Raw genomic sequence first — 15,820 nt, forward strand, 5'->3', positions numbered from 1 at the left:
CGGAGTGAGCAGCGACGGCTCTTATGTGGTCATCGGCGACGACCGGGACGTTCGCATCATCGACGGTGACAGCGGCCGGATCATCACCACCCTGGGTGACGATTTCTGGCAACGACTGGCGCGGCATTCCCGCATTGCCGGTGTTTCACTGAGCGAGTTCATGGCAGACAGCTATCGCATGACCATCCTCGATGAGGCTCGCGTGATGCTGCTGTTCGACTATCGACTCGATGATGAAATCGTGACGGCCATCGACCTGGACAGTGGCCGTGAACTGTGGCGCAACGACCAGCTCGCCTTCAGCCTGGAGAAATACGGAATTGCCATCCGCGCCGCCGGTCGTGCGGCGGGTCAGGCCCTGGGGCGCCTGCTGGGTGCCGACCATCAGGAGGAAACCCGGGAAGACCGGCTCCATCGCCAGCATGAGTATTTCAGCCGACTGGTGATTGCCGACCCCAATGGCGAGGACTTCCTGTTCAAAACTTACCATGGCCTCTTTGCCATCAACGCCCGCAGCGGCCAAATGCGCTGGCACCTCCCTGAGTTCAGTGGCGCGGGCCTGGGGGATGTCATTGAGCTCCCGGATGGTGACCGCCTGATCATGGGTGGCGGCAGCAACCTGATGGCGGTCAATGTGGCCAGCAATCACCATATCGCCCGGGTGAGCCCATCCGGCGATGTACGCTGGATGAGCGAATACAGCGGCAGCCGGGTTGCCGGCATGCAGGTCGCTGAGCAGCGAGTGATCGTGGACGCCTCACCACTGGAAGTCTTCGATCTGGAATCGGGCCGCAAACTCTGGGAAGTGGAGATTGAACGCAGCCCGGTGGAGCGACCCGCCCCCATCGTCGCGGATGGCCATCTCTACCATGCCACCACCAGCATTCGTGAGGGCAGTCGCCTGATCCAGACCCGGGTCCCCTTCCGGATCAGCAAATACGAACTGGATTCCGGACGCAAGATCTGGCGGACCGACAACAGCGACACCACATTCACCCACATCAAGCTTGCCGGGGACCGCATTCTGGCCTCGGGTTTCGGTGACCTGTTCGACGGCAATGGCGGTCTCGCCGCCTTCACTCGCGCCGACGGCCGCCTGGACTGGAGCTCACCGGAGTTCGGTCGCCGCGGCATGCTCTCCACCGGCTTGCACGCGACTGCACCACGGCTCTCGGGCGAACGGGTCTTCATTGCCGGCCCCGAGCACCTCTATGCCTTCCAGCTTGAGGATGGCCGCTTGCTGTTCGCCGGCAACCTGGACGACGCCGATGTGGGCGGCATCCACAACCTGATCCTCCATGGCGACACGGCAGTCGTCGTCGGACGGGGTGGCGCCGCCGGCTTCAGTCAGCGGGATGGACGGCTGCTGTTCGCCGGCAATCCCCTGACCGTGCACGAGCATCATCACCACGGTTCCTCGCTGGTGCTGGAACAGAAGGGACGCACCGGTGGTGCGGTGCTGCTTGACCTGGATGCCGGAGAGTTCGGGCCCATCATGCGCTATCGCCGTTTCACCGACCGCCTGTTCGGCGACTTCGATGGCCGCATATTCGTCTCCCGTGATGGCCGCCAGGTCATGACCATCAATGGCAACGGGGATGTTTCCCGCTACACCCTCTAAGCGATCACAGTGGCGAAGCCCACACCGGCCGGTGTGGGCTTCGCCATTCCAGATTCAGCCCTAGCCCCCACACCCTTCGGGACGCCATGCCCTTGAAAGGATACCGTTCGCTTCTCGTGCTATCTTCAGAAATCCGTGATCCAATAATCGGCAGCCCATGAACGAGCAGGCAGATCAGGACAAGTACTGGGAAGCACGCTACCGCGACGCCCTGGAACGCCTTGAAGCCCAGGGCCGGGAAGTGCAGTCACTGGAACGGCGCATGCGTCAGGCCAGCGCCCGATTGGCGGTCGCGGGCCTGGGCGGCGATGCGGAACTTAGCCAGCATCTCGAGTCAATCCGCACTGCGGCACGCGCCCAGGCATCCATGGACGAACTGTTCGGGCGGGTGAATCAGATGGGAGAGTACCTGCGGCGCCGCAGCCGCCAGGAACTCCGGGTGCCGGAAGCCACCAGCCGTCCCGAGTCCGTCCTGCGCCGATTACTCCTCCAGATTCTGATCCACCTGCGCGAAGAAGCCGGCAAGGACGAAGAACTGGACGCCCTGGCACTGCGCCTGCCGGATGCCGATCGCCACGAACTTGCCCGCGGCGCCGGGGTGTTGGAGCGTCACCTTGCCAGGCGCTTCAACCAGGAAGAAGGGCGTGGGCGAAAAGGCCTCGGGCTGTTCCAACTGCCCGGCAAAAGCCGGGATCCGGGGCCGCCGGCACTCTCCCTGCTGCTCACCGGCCTGCGGGACCGCCTGGATAACGAACGCCTGAATAACCTTCAACAGCGCCTCGACCAGGGTGGTGGCAAGGCCCTGATGGAGGTCTGTCGGGACCTGGTAGGGCTGCTGGAGGCAGCCCTGGACGGCGAACGTCCTGAACCGGTTTCGACGCCGGCATCAGAGGACAAGGATGAAAACGAATCGCAGACGGTGGTCGAGAAGGCCCAGCCCGGCACCGGCGATTCAGACCAGGCATTGAAATCCAAGCCGACGGACGATGCCCCGGAGGCGGGCGAGTCCGGGTTCCGACTGGGCGACGGTGGCCGCCGACTGATCCACGCCCTCAGTGTGCCCGAGCCATTTGTCGCCGAGGCCAGGTCGCTGCTGGAAAACGCCAACGAGGCACTGGCAGAGGAAAAAAGCGCCCTCGCCTGGATGGAAGCCCTGTCCGAGCTGATCCAGCGCTACCGGGCCGCGATTGATCGGGAACGCGATGCCCTGCGCCAGTTTCTGCAGACGGTCCTCAGCCGTCTTTCGGAACTGGAGAAACATGTGGGTGAGGAACGCCGGTCCCGGGCCAGGCAGGCCACGGACGGACGAAAGCTGGACGAGGCAGTCGCAAGGGATCTTCGGGGCATCCAGGAAACGGTTCGCCAAAGCCGGGACCTGGGCAGCATCGGCAAGGCCATCAACCAACGCCTCAACAGTCTCGACAGGCACCTTTCAAGCCGCCGTCGACTCGACCAGCGAGAACAGACGGCGGCGGAGAAACGGCTGGAGGCCATGGCAAGCCGGCTCAAGGAAATGGAGAGCGAAGCCGACCGTCTGCGGGAACAACTGCAGCGCGCGGAGAAGCGGTCCACAATTGATCCGCTGACCAAGTTGCCCAATCGACGCGGCTACGAGGCACGGCTTCGCTACGAATTCGAACGGCACCGCCGCCACGATCGTCCCCTGGTACTGGCGGTCTGTGATCTTGATGACTTCAAGCTGGTCAATGACCAGCTTGGTCATGCCGGCGGGGATGATGCCCTGTCCCAGGTGGCCGAGGTCCTTCGTCAGGCATTGCGGGAAACCGATTTTGTCGCCCGCTTTGGTGGCGAGGAGTTCGTGCTGCTGCTGCCGGAAACCGAACTGGAGGCAGCCGTGGCGCTGGCGGATCGCCTGCGCGAGAAGATCCGCAACCACGGTTTCGAGCATGACGGGGTCAAGTACGGCTTGAGCGCCTCTTTCGGCGTGGCCGCCTTCAGTCCGGGAGAGAGTGCCCAGTCGGTCTTTCGGCGGGCGGACGAGGCCGTCTATCGTGCCAAGCAGAACGGCCGCAACCAGGTGGCCGCGGCCGCTCCGCCAGACAGCGTCTCGACACCTCAGTAAGCGTTCACCACCCCGCAGGCAATGCGGGCACCGGCACCGCCAATGGGCTGGGAGTAGTGATCGTCCGCGCCCTCGTGAATCACCAGGGCCGTACCGTCACCGTAAAGCAGTCCGGCTTTCTCACCGTGCAGGTCAACACCCGGCGCATAGATCTCCGCCTTTGTGCTGCCATCACCATGGGTCCAGATATTGGGCAGATCGCCCCGCTCAGGCCCTTCCGGGTTCATCAGGCCATGTTCCCGACCATCCGGGTCCAGATGCCCGCCAGAGGCCACGAACCCGTCGTGGTGATCCTCGCAGGTACCCTTCTCATGGATATGGATGGCTTTCCATCCTTCCGGCAGGCCATTCAGGTGCAGCCGGATGACCACGCCTTTCGGGCCTTGCCGGATCACCGCCTTGCCAATCACCTCGCCGTCATTATCCCGCATCTCGGCAACCGCCCGCTCCGCCTTCGCTTTCTCGCCCTTGTCCTTGTCCTTGTCGTGATCATGAGCAACAAGCGCGGAGGCAAACAGCAAGCCGCCGGCGGTGAGTGCTGTCAGTAGCAGTTTCTTCATGCGTCACCTCTTTCAGTTCAAGCAGTCAGTCGGATTCATGACCCAGTGTAGCGCCCTTCTCCAGGGCCGGAATGCCCGACTCCAGCCAGCGTGGCGCCGGCTCGTCCTTGAGGTAATGGTCAAAGAACTGCTGCAGACGGATCTGCCAGTCCTCCCGGTTGGCGAAGGTGGTGGGCCAATGGGGCTCATCGTTGTAGTTGATCAGCCAGGCAGGACGACTGAGACGGCGCAGGGCGACGAATAACTCAATCCCCTGCTCCCAGGGCACCGCCCCGTCCTGATCGTTGTGCATCATCAGCAGGGGGGTATTGATCTGGTCGGCCATGAAGATGGGCGAGTTGTGCAGATAAAGGGACTTGTCCTCCCACAGGGTCTTGCCCAGGCGGCTCTGGGTTCGCTCATACTGGAACATGCGGCTCATGCCGGTGCGCCAGCGGATGCCACCATAGGCACTGACCATGTTGGAGACCGGTGCGCCCCCGGCAGCGGCCCGGAAGAAATCCGTCTGGGTCACCATGTAGGAAATCTTGTAACCGGCCCAGCTATGTCCCTGGATACCGACACGGTCGGCATCCACCCAGTCCTCTTCAGCCAGTGCCCGGGTCTTGGGCATGATCGACTCCATGGCTGAATCCCCCGGATAACCTTCCCGGTACCAGACATCCGGCACGAAGACGATGTAGTCATTGCTGGTATAGAAAGTGGGTATGATCACCGAACGATGGGCCTGGGGCGGGCGATGGGAATGCAAGCCCTCGGAAGCCCGCTCGTAGAAATACACGATCATGGGGTATTCCCGCTCGGGATCGAAATCCTCGGGCTTGAACAGCAGACCGTCATGGGGCTTGCCGGTCTTGCTGTCCCAATGGACCAGCTCCACCTGGCCCCAGCGATAATCCGCCTGCTGGGGATTGACCTCGCTGAGGCGACGGGTATCGGCGAAGCTGGCATCCATGGCCACCCGCAGGTCCGGAAACTCCTGGAAGTTCTCGCGGGTAAAGAGCAGTGCCTCGCCGTCCTCCGCCCGCACCGGGCGGCCATAGCGATGGGCGGTCATCAGCCGCTCCACCGGCGCCTTGTCCGCATCCACGAAGGCATGATGAAAGCCATGGTCCCGACTCGCCTCATCAAAGGCAGTCAGCAACAGCGGGGCGTCCGGATCAATGGCCGCCTCATCCGGGTCCAGGTCCACGAAACGATAGCGCCATCCCCGCTCCCGGCCTTTTTCATGACTCAGACTGCGGGCATTGCCGTTGGCCGGGTCCACCAGCCACAGATCATGGCGGTCATAAAGAATGAAGCCGGCGTCATCGGCCAGCCATCCGGCCCGGCCCTGGGGATTATCGGCGAAGGGGCGGTCATTGGTGTGATCGCCCAGGGGATGGTCGATTTCCGCCCCAAGGTCGACGACATCTCGACTCTCCAGATCCATGGCAAACCAGCTCTGCTGCTCCCGGTCCCACCAATTGACATAGCCGGCCGCCGGCGAGATTTCCGGGCGAGCCTGGACGGTCTTGAGAATCAGCTCGGCCTTGCCGGTCTCGACATCAATCAGCCAGCCGTCGAAATAACGGGGCCAGTCCCAGGAAATCTCCTTGCGGTAGGGCAGGTTGGAAACGCCCAGAAAGACCGGGGCATCACCTTCCATGGCCATTTCCACCTCCGGGATCTGCTCCCGGCCAAGCTGCACCAGGCGGCCGTCATCATTCAGATGGGCCACCGCCAAATAGGTACGCTTGCGCTCCTCCTCCAGTTGTTCCAGTTGCATGGGCTGGAGCAGATCGTCCTGCCAGTGCCAGACATCGACGGTGACTTTCTCCTCCTCCAGCACATCATCGTCGTCCGGCATTTCCACCGGCGCCGGCGCGGTGCCGAAGAAAAGCCGCTCGCCGGATTCGGAGAAATGAGGCGCCCGATGCTTGCTCACATGCCAGTCGTCGGCAAGAAAGCGAGATTCCTCATCGACGATTCGCGAGGCGTCGTCTTCACCGGCCGCCCAGTGATAGAGGGCAAAGGCGGCATCGGGGCGCTCATCGTCCTCGCGCTGATCACGAAACAGGAATGCCAGGCGATCGGCATCGTCACTGAAAGTCAGGGCGCGGTATTCCCCTTCGCCCGAGCGCAGCCTACGGGATTCCTCGCCGCGGGTATCAAAAAGCTTCAGGCCGTCATCCTCGCCGTCCGGAGTGGTCACCGCCATGGCCAGATAACGGCCATCGGCGGAGAAAGCGAACTCGCTCACATGATCAAATGTTCGCCGCTCACCATCGGCAAGGCGCTTCAGCACCAGTTCGGTGCCCGGATCACGGCCATCGTCCCGTTCCTTGTCGTTATCGTTATCGTTGTCGTTGTCGTTGTCGGCACTGTCCTCGTCTTCATCCGGGGCCGGCGGGGCATGAAGCCAGGCCAGCCAATCTCCGGACTCGGCCGGGAAGCCAAACTCGGCGACTCGGTCGATCTCCGTCAGTTCATCCGTTTCAAGGTCCAGCAGGCCCAGGCCGGGCTGAGGGCGCTGCTCGGCAGGCACCTCCTCCAGGCGGGCTTCGCGGATTGCCTCGCGCTCGGGCTGAATGTTCAGTGCCAGAAAACGGCTGTCATGGGAGAAACGCGGGGAATCCCCCCGCGGCACTTCATGGCGGGCATCGCCATCCACGGCGCGCAGCACCAGCGTGGCATCGGATTCCTCCGGAGCCATGGACCAGACCACCCAGCGTCCGTCGCGGCTGATGGCCTGCTCCTGAATACGCTGCCATTCGGTATAGACTGAATGATCCAGTGGCTGCTTGGCCGCCAGGGGGCCGGCCAGCATCAACAACAGGGAAAGGGTGAGGAAAGCTGTGACAAGTCTCTTCATTCCGGTTCCTTTGGCTTCCAATATCACTCCGCTGTCTGACGGGTTCAGGCCCCAGGGGTTCATTCCACGGTGGCCTCCAGCACCAGAAACTCCGGTTCCAGGCGCCGGCTGACCGCGGCATCCATGGCCTCAACGATTTCGGGATCCGGCACGCCCCGCTCCATGGCCAGAAAGTACTGCTCCCGACTCGGCCAGGCGGTCCAGGCCATCCAGACCTGTTCCTCGCCCCGGTGCAGACGCGCCGCCTCGGCGCCATAGAGCTGGCAGTACTGCTGACTGAGCGCTTCCCAGCTCTGACGAAACTGACTTTCCTTGCCGGGGCGTATCTCCCAGCGATATACAATGACAAACCCCATTCGCTGAATAACCCCCTAACCAGTTGCGAACCAATATCGCTACCAGTATAAAGCCCCTCCGAATCAAGATATGCTCGGAATTGAACGGTTGTTGCCTTTTGGGCGTCTACAGTGCCATCACCCACCCGGCAGGAGTAAGACCAAGCAGTGATGAACAGGATGTTGAACGCGGGCCTGATTGCGATGGGCCTATATCTGGCCGCCCCCCAGGGCGCCCAGGCCGAGGTGGAGCAGGCTGACTTTGCCGCCTGCATCGATCGTATCGCCCACCAGGCCCAGGCCGAAGGAATCTCCACCCGCATTGTCGACCAGAAACTGCGCCCGGCCCGGCATATCGACCGGGTGATCGAGCTGGATCGTCGCCAGCCCGAGTTCACGACGCCCTTTCATGACTACCTCAATCGCCGTGTCAACGAGCAACGGATCCGTCAGGGCCGGCAATTGCTGGAGGAGCACGGTGAACTGTTGCAGAGCGTGGCCCGGCAGTATGGCGTCCCGGCCCAATACCTGGTGGCCTTCTGGGGGCTGGAGACCAACTACGGCAGCTTCTTCGGCCGCATGCCGGTGATTGATTCCCTCGCCACCCTGGCCTGCGATCTGCGGCGCAGCGATTATTTCACCGGCGAGCTACTCGCCGCCCTGCGAATCCTCGACGAAGGCGCCATCGACCTCGAGCGCATGGAGGGCTCCTGGGCCGGCGCCATGGGGCATGTCCAGTTCATGCCCTCGGTCTTCCTTCGCTACGCGGTTGACCACGATGGCAGCGGCCGTCGGGACCTGTGGGGCAGCATTCCCGACGCCATGGCATCGGCCGCCAATTTCCTCAGCCATATCGGCTGGGAGACCGGCTACCGCTGGGGCCGGGAAGTAAGCTTGCCGGAGGATTTCGACTTCCAGTTGGCCGGCGGCGACCGACGCAAGTCCCTGGCTGAATGGTCTCGTCTTGGGGTGCGGCGAGGTGATGGCGCACCCCTGCCCCCGGTGGACATCGAAGCCGCGCTGCTACTGCCGGCGGGCCACCGCGGTCCCGCCTTTCTGGTCTATGACAATTTCAATGTCATCATGCGCTGGAACCGTTCCGAGTATTACGCCCTCTCCGTCGGCATACTCGCCGACCGGATTGCCGGCGCCAGCGGCCTGCACAATCCACCGCCCGAGGACGTCCCGCGCCTGAGCCGGGACCAGGTCCAGGATCTCCAGGCCCGCCTGCGTGAGGAGGGCCATGACCCCGGCCCCGTGGACGGCATCCTCGGCCCCGCCACCCGGCGTGCCATTCGCAGCTTCCAGAGCGAACAGGGCCTGGTCGCCGATGGCTTCCCCGACCCGGCCGTCCTCGACGCCCTCGACGTCTCCACCAGTAGCTAGTCCCTCTACCAGGGCCACAGATCCCAGGCGAGGCCGAAGCTGGCCAGGCCGATGACCCCCAGGGCAGTCAGGCTGAGGCCGGTCATGCCGGCACGGCTGTGGCGGTGATGGTTGCGGACCATCTGCACCAGGCCGGCCACGGCCAGGACCAGCGACAGAGGCGCCAACCAGGCAATCCAGCCGGCCCAGGGCAGAAAGCCGGCCAGGAACAGGGCCTCGGTCAGCTCACTGGTCCGCCAGGCCACAATCCCCATACCCACCAGCCAGGCAATGATGGCCGTCGCCGCCAGGAAGATCAGCAGACGGGCACCGCTGGTCCGGGGTATGGGCGCACGATTGATGCGGCCACCGACAAAGCCCACCGTCAGGGCGAGAAAACCGCCCCCGGCCAGCAGCAGGGACAGCCCGGCCCAAAGCCCATGCCGCCCCATGGCCTCGGGCTCGGTTTCCATCAGCAAGATGCCCTTGATCGGTGCCCGGGTCTGAAAGACCCGTCCCAGATACTCGGCGGCCTCCTCACCGGACTCCACGCATTCCTCGTCCAGGGGCGCGGAGGGGTCATCAAAGAAATCGTTCATGAAATCCCCGGCACAATCCACCGAGCGGGTGGGCCCGTGACCGGCATGGGGGAATTCCACATAGCGACCATTCTCCAGACCATCCATGATGTAGCGGGCCAGCGGCGGCGGGGTGATGGGGTCCCAGGCCCCATTGGCGACCACAATGGGGATATCCGTGCGCGGCTGTTCGTATTGCTCCCGTGGCCGCGGTGTCAGCCCGACCTCGCGACAGATCTGAGGCCCCATCGCCACCACCTCGGGGTGACCGAAGGCCTGGGCCAGGGTGGGATAGCGTTCCAGGTCACCGGGATAGAGCCGGGCCTGTTCGTCGATGTAGTGATCCAGACAGCGCACCGCCAGGCCCATGCCCATGCTTGAGCCCATGCCGCCACTGGTGTCGGCCAGTGCCAAGGCCCGGAAGAAATCCTCGTCCCGATCCTCAACCGCACGGGCCAGGCGATCCATGATGGCGGGAATGGCCGGGTGATAGGCCTGTTCATAAAGCAGGCTGAAGGGCAGCCCGGCGATCAGGTCCTGAAACATCCAGGCCTTGCCCTCGGGATGACGCACGCTCTCCGGCACGGATACCTCGACGGGGTTTTCCCGCATGGCATCGATGGCATCGAGATAACGCTCTTCCAGATCGGCATGGGCACGGGCACAGCGCCGCTGGTCGGCACAGGCCGCATGCAGCATTTCCAGGTCACGGGCATACCAGTGGGAAATGCGCATCATATTATCCAGATCCAGCGGCACGATGGCATCCAGCACCATGGCTGCAATGCCGTCAGGGTCCTCCTTGATCAGGGCCTGACCCAGCACCGAACCGTAGGAAATACCCCAGACATTCCATTGTTCATAACCCAGGGCCATGCGCAGTGCACGCACATCACGGGCATTCTCAAAGGTGTTGTAGCCGCGAAGGTCCACCCCGCGGGCGCTGGCCTTCTCGAAGCAGCGGCGGGCACTGTCCATGAAGGCTTCCTGGGCACCGCGGAAGCTGTCACGGGCCCGCTCGCCCGGCATGCGGTCGGTGAAGAACGGGCAGAAATCCCCGGAATGACCGATACCCCGTTGCTCCAGGATGTAGAGATCCCGGCGTTCGAGGATGCCATGGTTCCGAAGGCGGTCCACATAACCTTCCACCGTCACCCCGGGCCCGCCGGTGAGATAGATGGCCGGATCCTCTCGGACCTCATCTTCCTTGCCTTCCGGCGGCTGGGCCGCAATCCGCACATAATGAAGCTCAATACTGCGACTGCCGCTGACCTCGCGGTTTTCCGGCACCTCCACCAGACCGCATTCGATGTCACCGTGATCGAAGTCGATTCGATCCCGGAAGGGGCAATCCAGCGCTTGCGCCTGCTCCGCGCGCAGGAACTCCATCTCGGCGGGATCCACCACCGCCTCGGCGGCGATCACGGACCCGGCCCACAACATCGGCAACACGATCAAGGCACGCAGCATGGGAACCCCCCTTCCTTGCGACACAAAGCCTCAAAGATAGCCCATTAGGCACGGCTCTGCGACACGCTTTGCCTGAGCCCATTCAATTGCAAGCGGCCTGGCTGCTTTCCATGGTCTGGAAGCGTTCGCACACAGTCTTCACCAAGCCAATTCGGGGCAAGCCGGATGGGAGGACTGAGCCGACCGCTCCCTGCTGTCCCTGCGGTTTCCGGAACGTCAGAAAAACAAAAACCCCGCCAGCCGGAGCTGACGGGGTTTGGCTGAGGACAGCGCGAATATCAGCAGTCGCCTATACGCTCGCCCTCGCTGATGACCTTCATGCTCATCTCGCCCATGGGGGTAACCAGCTTGCCGTGCATCTCACCGCTCATGGTGGTGCCGTGGAAGCTCATGTTGGCATCCATTTCCACGGACATGCCGGACTCGTGCTCACAGGACATGGAATAGCTCATGCCCGAGGAAGACACGTTCTGGTCGGTGATGGTGCACTCCTCCACGCCATCCAGCTCGGCGAAGAAATCCCGATCATCGATCTCTTCCTGGGTGATGCACTCCTGTTCGGTGCTGGTTTCTTCCTGCTCACCCATGGCCCCCCCCTCGAAAGTGGTCACATTGGTGTGTTCCCACATGCCGGGTTCGATATTGGGCGTGTCTGCCTGGGCCTGGGAACAGGCCAGCGCCAGCAGCGCGGCAATGGCAATCAAGATATTACGCATGTCTCTCTCCTGCTCGTAAGAATTTGCCTGGTCATTGTAGTGTATTCGTAGCAGTCGGCGCTGGCTGCCCCCCATCTGGGGGGGTCAGACAATGCGGGGCTCGGGCTCCAGGCGCAGGCCGAATTCGGCCTCCACACGGGCCATGGCTTCCTGGGCGGCCGCCCACAGCTCGGCACCAGTGGCGCCACCATGGTTGACCAGAACCAGGGCATGTTGTTCGGCAAAGCCCGCGGCGCCCCGCCGCCAGCCCTTCAGGCCGCATTGCTCCAGCAACCAGGCAGCGGACAGCTTGCAGCCGCCATCCGGGAGCGGAAACACCGGCAGAGCGGCATGGTCCGCCTGCAGGGCTGCCGCCCTGGCCGCACTGACCACCGGATTCTTGAAGAAACTGCCCGCATTGCTCAGCCGGGCGGGGTCGGGCAATTTGCGGCGGCGGATGGCCTCCACCGCCCGGGCCACCGCTCGCGGCTCGGGACGGTCGATGCCCATGGCAGCCAGTTCTTCACGCACACCGGCATATTCCAGTGCCGGCTCACCGCTGCACGGCAGGTGGAAATTCACGTGGGTGACAACGAAGGCATCCCGTTCCCGCTTGAAACGGGAATCGCGATAATCGAAAGCGCATTCCGGGTGGGAAAATTCACGGAATTGCCGGGCCCGCCGGTCCCAGACCGTGACGCTGCGGATGAACCGTTCCACTTCCACCCCGTAGGCGCCGATGTTCTGGATGGGCGCCGCGCCCACGGAACCGGGAATCAGAATCAGGTTTTCCAGGCCATGATAGCCCTGCTCCAGGGACCAGCGCACAAAGGCATCCCAGTTCTCACCGGCGGCCACACGGATCAGGTCACCGTTCTCTTCACGGGATACCCCCTCGATGCCGCGATTGACCATCAGCCAGATACTGCCCGGGAAATCCGCCCTGAACAGCACATTACTGCCTCCCCCCAGGACCAGATCGCCGTCCCGCGGTGGCTGTGCTTCGAACAGCCTGGGGTCGCTGACACGCAGCAGGCGAGTGGCACGTACCGGCACCGCCAGGGTATTCAGGGCTGACAGCTCAGCATCCCGGCAAACCTCGAGCCCCGTCCCCTTGTCCCCGTCCTGTGTCTGCCGCGAAACCATGCAATCGCCTCTCATCGGCCACTCCCGGCCTTGATTCCCCGCCTCGAACGGGCATGATACCGAAGCCGTGCCAACGATACCCGCCGGTCCCAAGCAGCGGAGCAATGCCCATGGAATCCCGTCTGACCCATCTGGAAGAAAAACTGGCCCACCAGGAAGCGGCATTGACCGCCCTGAGTGACACGGTCTACGCCCAACAACGGGAACTGGAAGCCCTCAAGGCCCGCTGCCAGCATCTGTCTGACCGGGTGCAGACCCTGCAAGAACAAAGCGGCGGCTCATCCCCCCAGGGGCATGAGCCGCCGCCACACTACTAGCCGGCAGATCTCAGTCTTCCGGCTCCCGCGGCATGGGCTTGCGAGGCAGAGACTCGTCCCGCATGGCGGCATGATAGAGGAAGGACGCCAGCACCACCGCGGACTGAATCAGGTCATCCCGCTCCACATGGTCCCGGGTGTCCAAGTGGGAATGGTGGGTGTGGGCGAAATAATCCAGGCGATCCTGAATGAACTGAAAACCGGGAATACCCACCGCGTCAAAGGCCACGTGGTCGGTGGAACCGGTATTGCGGCTGCTCACGGTGGTCGCCCCCAGATCGTGGAAGGGCTCCAGCCAATTCTCGAAGATCGGCATTGCCGCCACATTCTCCTGAGCGTGGATGCCTCGAATTCGGCCACTGCCATTGTCGAAGTTGAAATAGGCCACATGCCGGTCATGCCCGCGCAGGGGCTCGATGGGCCAGGTCGCATCACGCAGGCGGGCCGGTAGGGCCAGTTGCTCTTCGTCCTCGTGCTCGGGGCGAGTGGCGATGTAATCATCCACATAGGCTCGCGAACCCAGCAGACCCTGCTCTTCACCGGACCAGAGGCCGACGCGAATGGTCCGCCGGGGCTGAACGCCGATGGCCTGCAGAATGCGCACGGCCTCCATCACCACCGCCACGCCCGCGGCATTATCGGTGGCACCCGTGCCCGGATGCCAGGAATCCAGATGGGCACCGGCCATGACAATCTCGGGATTGCGCCCCCGACCCGGAATCTCGGCCAGGGTGTTGTAGGCCTGAAGATCGTCATCATGGAAACGGGCCTTCACATCGAGACCGATTTCCACTGCCTTGTCCCGCTGCAGCAAGCGCGCCAGCAGATTGTAGTGTTCGCTGGCCATCTGCACGGCGGGGACACCCGCCTCGGCATCGGCATCATGGGCCGCACCGGCGCCCGTGCGCACAATGCCGTAATCCCGTGAGCTGATATGGACAGTCGCCAACACGCCCTCTTCGGCGAGGAAGGCATTGCGCTTTTCACGGAAGTGGTGCATCTGCACCCGCCGCTGACGCCAGTCCGGCCCGGCCTCGCCCGGAATCGGAAAACGCTCCATGTTCTCCAGGGAGTCATCATCATGGCGGTGGAAAGGTGAGCGCTCCTGCTTCTCGATCTCTCGGGGCTCGTCCAGCAACAGGATCTTGCCTTCCAGCTTGCCCGCGTACTTTTCGAGATCAGATTCATCCTCGAGCTTGACCCGCTTCGCAGGGCCCTGCACCGGGCCGTCGGTGCCGGGCGTCCAGGCACGGGGATAGACGATCAGAGGGGCCTTGCGGGGAGATGCCAACCAGGCGTGGCTGTGATCAAAGGACCACCCCTGCCCGAAGTCAAAACCATGCAAGCGGGCATTTTCCAGTCCCCAGGACTCGAGCTGCTCCCGCGTCCATTCATTGGCCTTGTTCATGCCCGGCGAACCGGTCAGGCGCGGCCCGATGACATCGGTGAGATAGTCCAGGGTATCCATCACCTGAGAGTGATGCAGACCCTCGTGACGAATCTCGTTGACCACGTCCAGATCGACTTCCGCCTGGGCCGGGGCCATCCAGGTACTCACACCTAGAATCAAACCAGCACTCAAGCCACTTGCCCAATGCTTAACCATTTCCCGAATCTCCTTGTGCAACGGAATGGGGATAGTAGCAACTAAACGAAATCGGTCGTAGAAATGGCGTTCTTTTGGCGCAACATTCCCGAATGATCACCGCTCAAACCACCCCTACTCTTCGTACGAACGACTTCTTTTTTAGCGCTCGAATCAGTTAATTAGATTTTTTTCGATTTATTGACTCAAATCAGTTTGCACAAATACCAACCTGTGATATTAAAGCAACAGCACGGATGCTGCCGCGCTCGACCAGGGGTGGCCTCGACCTCAGCAATATTGAGGACCGACACCGGACGAGCGATCCAGTCGGCCGGACAAGAACCGTCCGGTCACCGCTCACTGCCTGACCACGGAAGACAGCAAAGAGTTCGTTGCAAGCCTGAAAAATGCTCACAGCTAGGGAGTAATCCGATATGAAACCCGACAACCCTTTACGCCGCGCGATTCGTCTGGCGTTGTTGTCCGGCATGGCCGCGGCGCTCGCCGCCCCCATGGCCATGGCTCAAAACAACGATAACGACGAGGAAGAAGAACTTCGGGAACTGGACCGTGTCCGCGTGACCGGTACCCGCATTACCCGCGAAGGCATCGACACCCACTATCCCGCCCTCAGCATTTCCAGCCAGGAACTTGAGGACCGGGGCTTTACCAATGTGGCCGATGCCCTGAATGAACTGCCCAGCTTCGGTGCACCGCCCATCACCCCCGATGGCACCCAGAACACCTTCAACCTGGGCCAGAACTTCGTTGACTTCCTGGGCCTGGGCTCCCAGCGGACCCTGACCCTGGTCAACGGCCGCCGCTTCGTGTCCCAGAATACTCCCAGCATCTTCGCCGCCTCCGGTGGCCTGCAGGTCGACTTCAACGTCATCCCCGTGGCCATGGTGGATCGCATTGAAGTCATCGGCATCGGTGGTGCGCCGATCTATGGCTCCGACGCCATTGCCGGCACCATCAACGTCATCCTCAAGGATGACTACGAAGGCGTTGACTTCAGTCTCCAACGCGGAATCACCGCCGAAAGTGACGCCCAGACCGACATGTTCTCCTATGTGGCCGGGGCCAACATGTTCGACGGTCGCGGCAATGTGACCTTCTCCGTGGAGTGGTTCAATCAGGAAGGCCTGGAAGGCACTGCCCGCCCGGACCTGCTTGCTTCCGAGAACAACTGGTTCTGGGGTGTTGAC

12 protein-coding genes are annotated in these 15,820 nt (G+C 62.7%); 5 read left to right on the top strand and 7 right to left on the bottom strand.

Going from position 1 to position 15,820, the window contains the following annotated elements:
• Together ACJWXQ_RS05105 and ACJWXQ_RS05110 are read left to right on the top strand one after the other, a co-directional pair.
• On the top strand, window positions 1-1,621 hold a 1,621-nt coding region (locus ACJWXQ_RS05105; RefSeq protein ID WP_406672301.1), incomplete at its 5' end, for a PQQ-binding-like beta-propeller repeat protein.
• Between the two features lie 157 nt (window positions 1,622-1,778).
• Entirely contained in the window at window positions 1,779-3,704 is a 1,926-nt protein-coding gene (locus tag ACJWXQ_RS05110) for a diguanylate cyclase (RefSeq protein ID WP_406672302.1), read from the top strand.
• Here ACJWXQ_RS05110 and ACJWXQ_RS05115 read toward each other — a convergent pair.
• Genes ACJWXQ_RS05115 through ACJWXQ_RS05125 form a run of 3 tightly spaced genes read right to left on the bottom strand, consistent with a single transcriptional unit; the run spans window position 3,698 to window position 7,474 of the window.
• Window positions 3,698-4,264: a superoxide dismutase family protein gene (locus ACJWXQ_RS05115; protein ID WP_346051009.1), complete on the bottom strand. Its 567-nt coding sequence runs from the start codon at window positions 4,262-4,264 to the stop codon at window positions 3,698-3,700. The two genes, ACJWXQ_RS05110 and ACJWXQ_RS05115, sit on opposite strands and share 7 nt — an antisense overlap.
• A 25-nt stretch (window positions 4,265-4,289) precedes the next feature.
• Window positions 4,290-7,118 (bottom strand): prolyl oligopeptidase family serine peptidase, encoded by a 2,829-nt coding sequence (locus tag ACJWXQ_RS05120; protein ID WP_406672303.1) that lies wholly within the window; start codon window positions 7,116-7,118, stop codon window positions 4,290-4,292.
• Between the two features lie 59 nt (window positions 7,119-7,177).
• Window positions 7,178-7,474, bottom strand: a complete 297-nt coding sequence (locus tag ACJWXQ_RS05125) for a hypothetical protein (RefSeq protein ID WP_346051011.1) — start codon at window positions 7,472-7,474, stop codon at window positions 7,178-7,180.
• A gap of 150 nt (window positions 7,475-7,624) precedes the next feature.
• Here ACJWXQ_RS05125 and ACJWXQ_RS05130 point away from each other — a divergent pair, with 150 nt between their 5' ends.
• On the top strand, window positions 7,625-8,839 hold the full coding sequence (locus ACJWXQ_RS05130; protein WP_346051012.1) for a lytic murein transglycosylase: 1,215 nt from the start codon (window positions 7,625-7,627) through the stop codon (window positions 8,837-8,839).
• Between the two features lie 5 nt (window positions 8,840-8,844).
• On the opposite strand, the gene ACJWXQ_RS05135 is transcribed toward ACJWXQ_RS05130, so the two are convergent.
• From ACJWXQ_RS05135 to murB, 3 genes are all read right to left on the bottom strand, one after another.
• Complete coding sequence (locus ACJWXQ_RS05135) at window positions 8,845-10,866, bottom strand: alpha/beta fold hydrolase (RefSeq protein ID WP_346051013.1); 2,022 nt, start codon at window positions 10,864-10,866, stop codon at window positions 8,845-8,847.
• Between the two features lie 278 nt (window positions 10,867-11,144).
• Window positions 11,145-11,582: a DUF3617 domain-containing protein gene (locus tag ACJWXQ_RS05140; protein WP_406672304.1), complete on the bottom strand. Its 438-nt coding sequence runs from the start codon at window positions 11,580-11,582 to the stop codon at window positions 11,145-11,147.
• An 84-nt stretch (window positions 11,583-11,666) separates the two neighbouring features.
• Entirely contained in the window at window positions 11,667-12,722 is a 1,056-nt protein-coding gene (gene murB / locus ACJWXQ_RS05145) for a UDP-N-acetylmuramate dehydrogenase (RefSeq protein ID WP_346051015.1), read from the bottom strand.
• 95 nt (window positions 12,723-12,817) lie between these two features.
• On the opposite strand from murB, the gene ACJWXQ_RS05150 reads away from it, so the two are divergent.
• The gene (locus ACJWXQ_RS05150) at window positions 12,818-13,024 is read left to right on the top strand and encodes a SlyX family protein (protein WP_346051016.1); all 207 of its coding nucleotides are present in this window, start codon (window positions 12,818-12,820) and stop codon (window positions 13,022-13,024) included.
• Between the two features lie 10 nt (window positions 13,025-13,034).
• Here ACJWXQ_RS05150 and ACJWXQ_RS05155 read toward each other — a convergent pair whose 3' ends face one another.
• A complete protein-coding gene (locus ACJWXQ_RS05155; protein WP_406672305.1) occupies window positions 13,035-14,630 on the bottom strand; it encodes a M20/M25/M40 family metallo-hydrolase in 1,596 nt (531 codons plus the stop codon).
• A 416-nt stretch (window positions 14,631-15,046) separates the two neighbouring features.
• Here ACJWXQ_RS05155 and ACJWXQ_RS05160 point away from each other — a divergent pair.
• Window positions 15,047-15,820, top strand: a 774-nt coding sequence (locus ACJWXQ_RS05160; RefSeq protein ID WP_406672306.1) for a TonB-dependent receptor plug domain-containing protein, incomplete at its 3' end; no start/stop codon positions are given.

Origin of the sequence: Natronospira sp., from assembly GCF_007134575.1 — a bacterium.
Taxonomy (GTDB): domain Bacteria; phylum Pseudomonadota; class Gammaproteobacteria; order Natronospirales; family Natronospiraceae; genus Natronospira; species Natronospira elongata.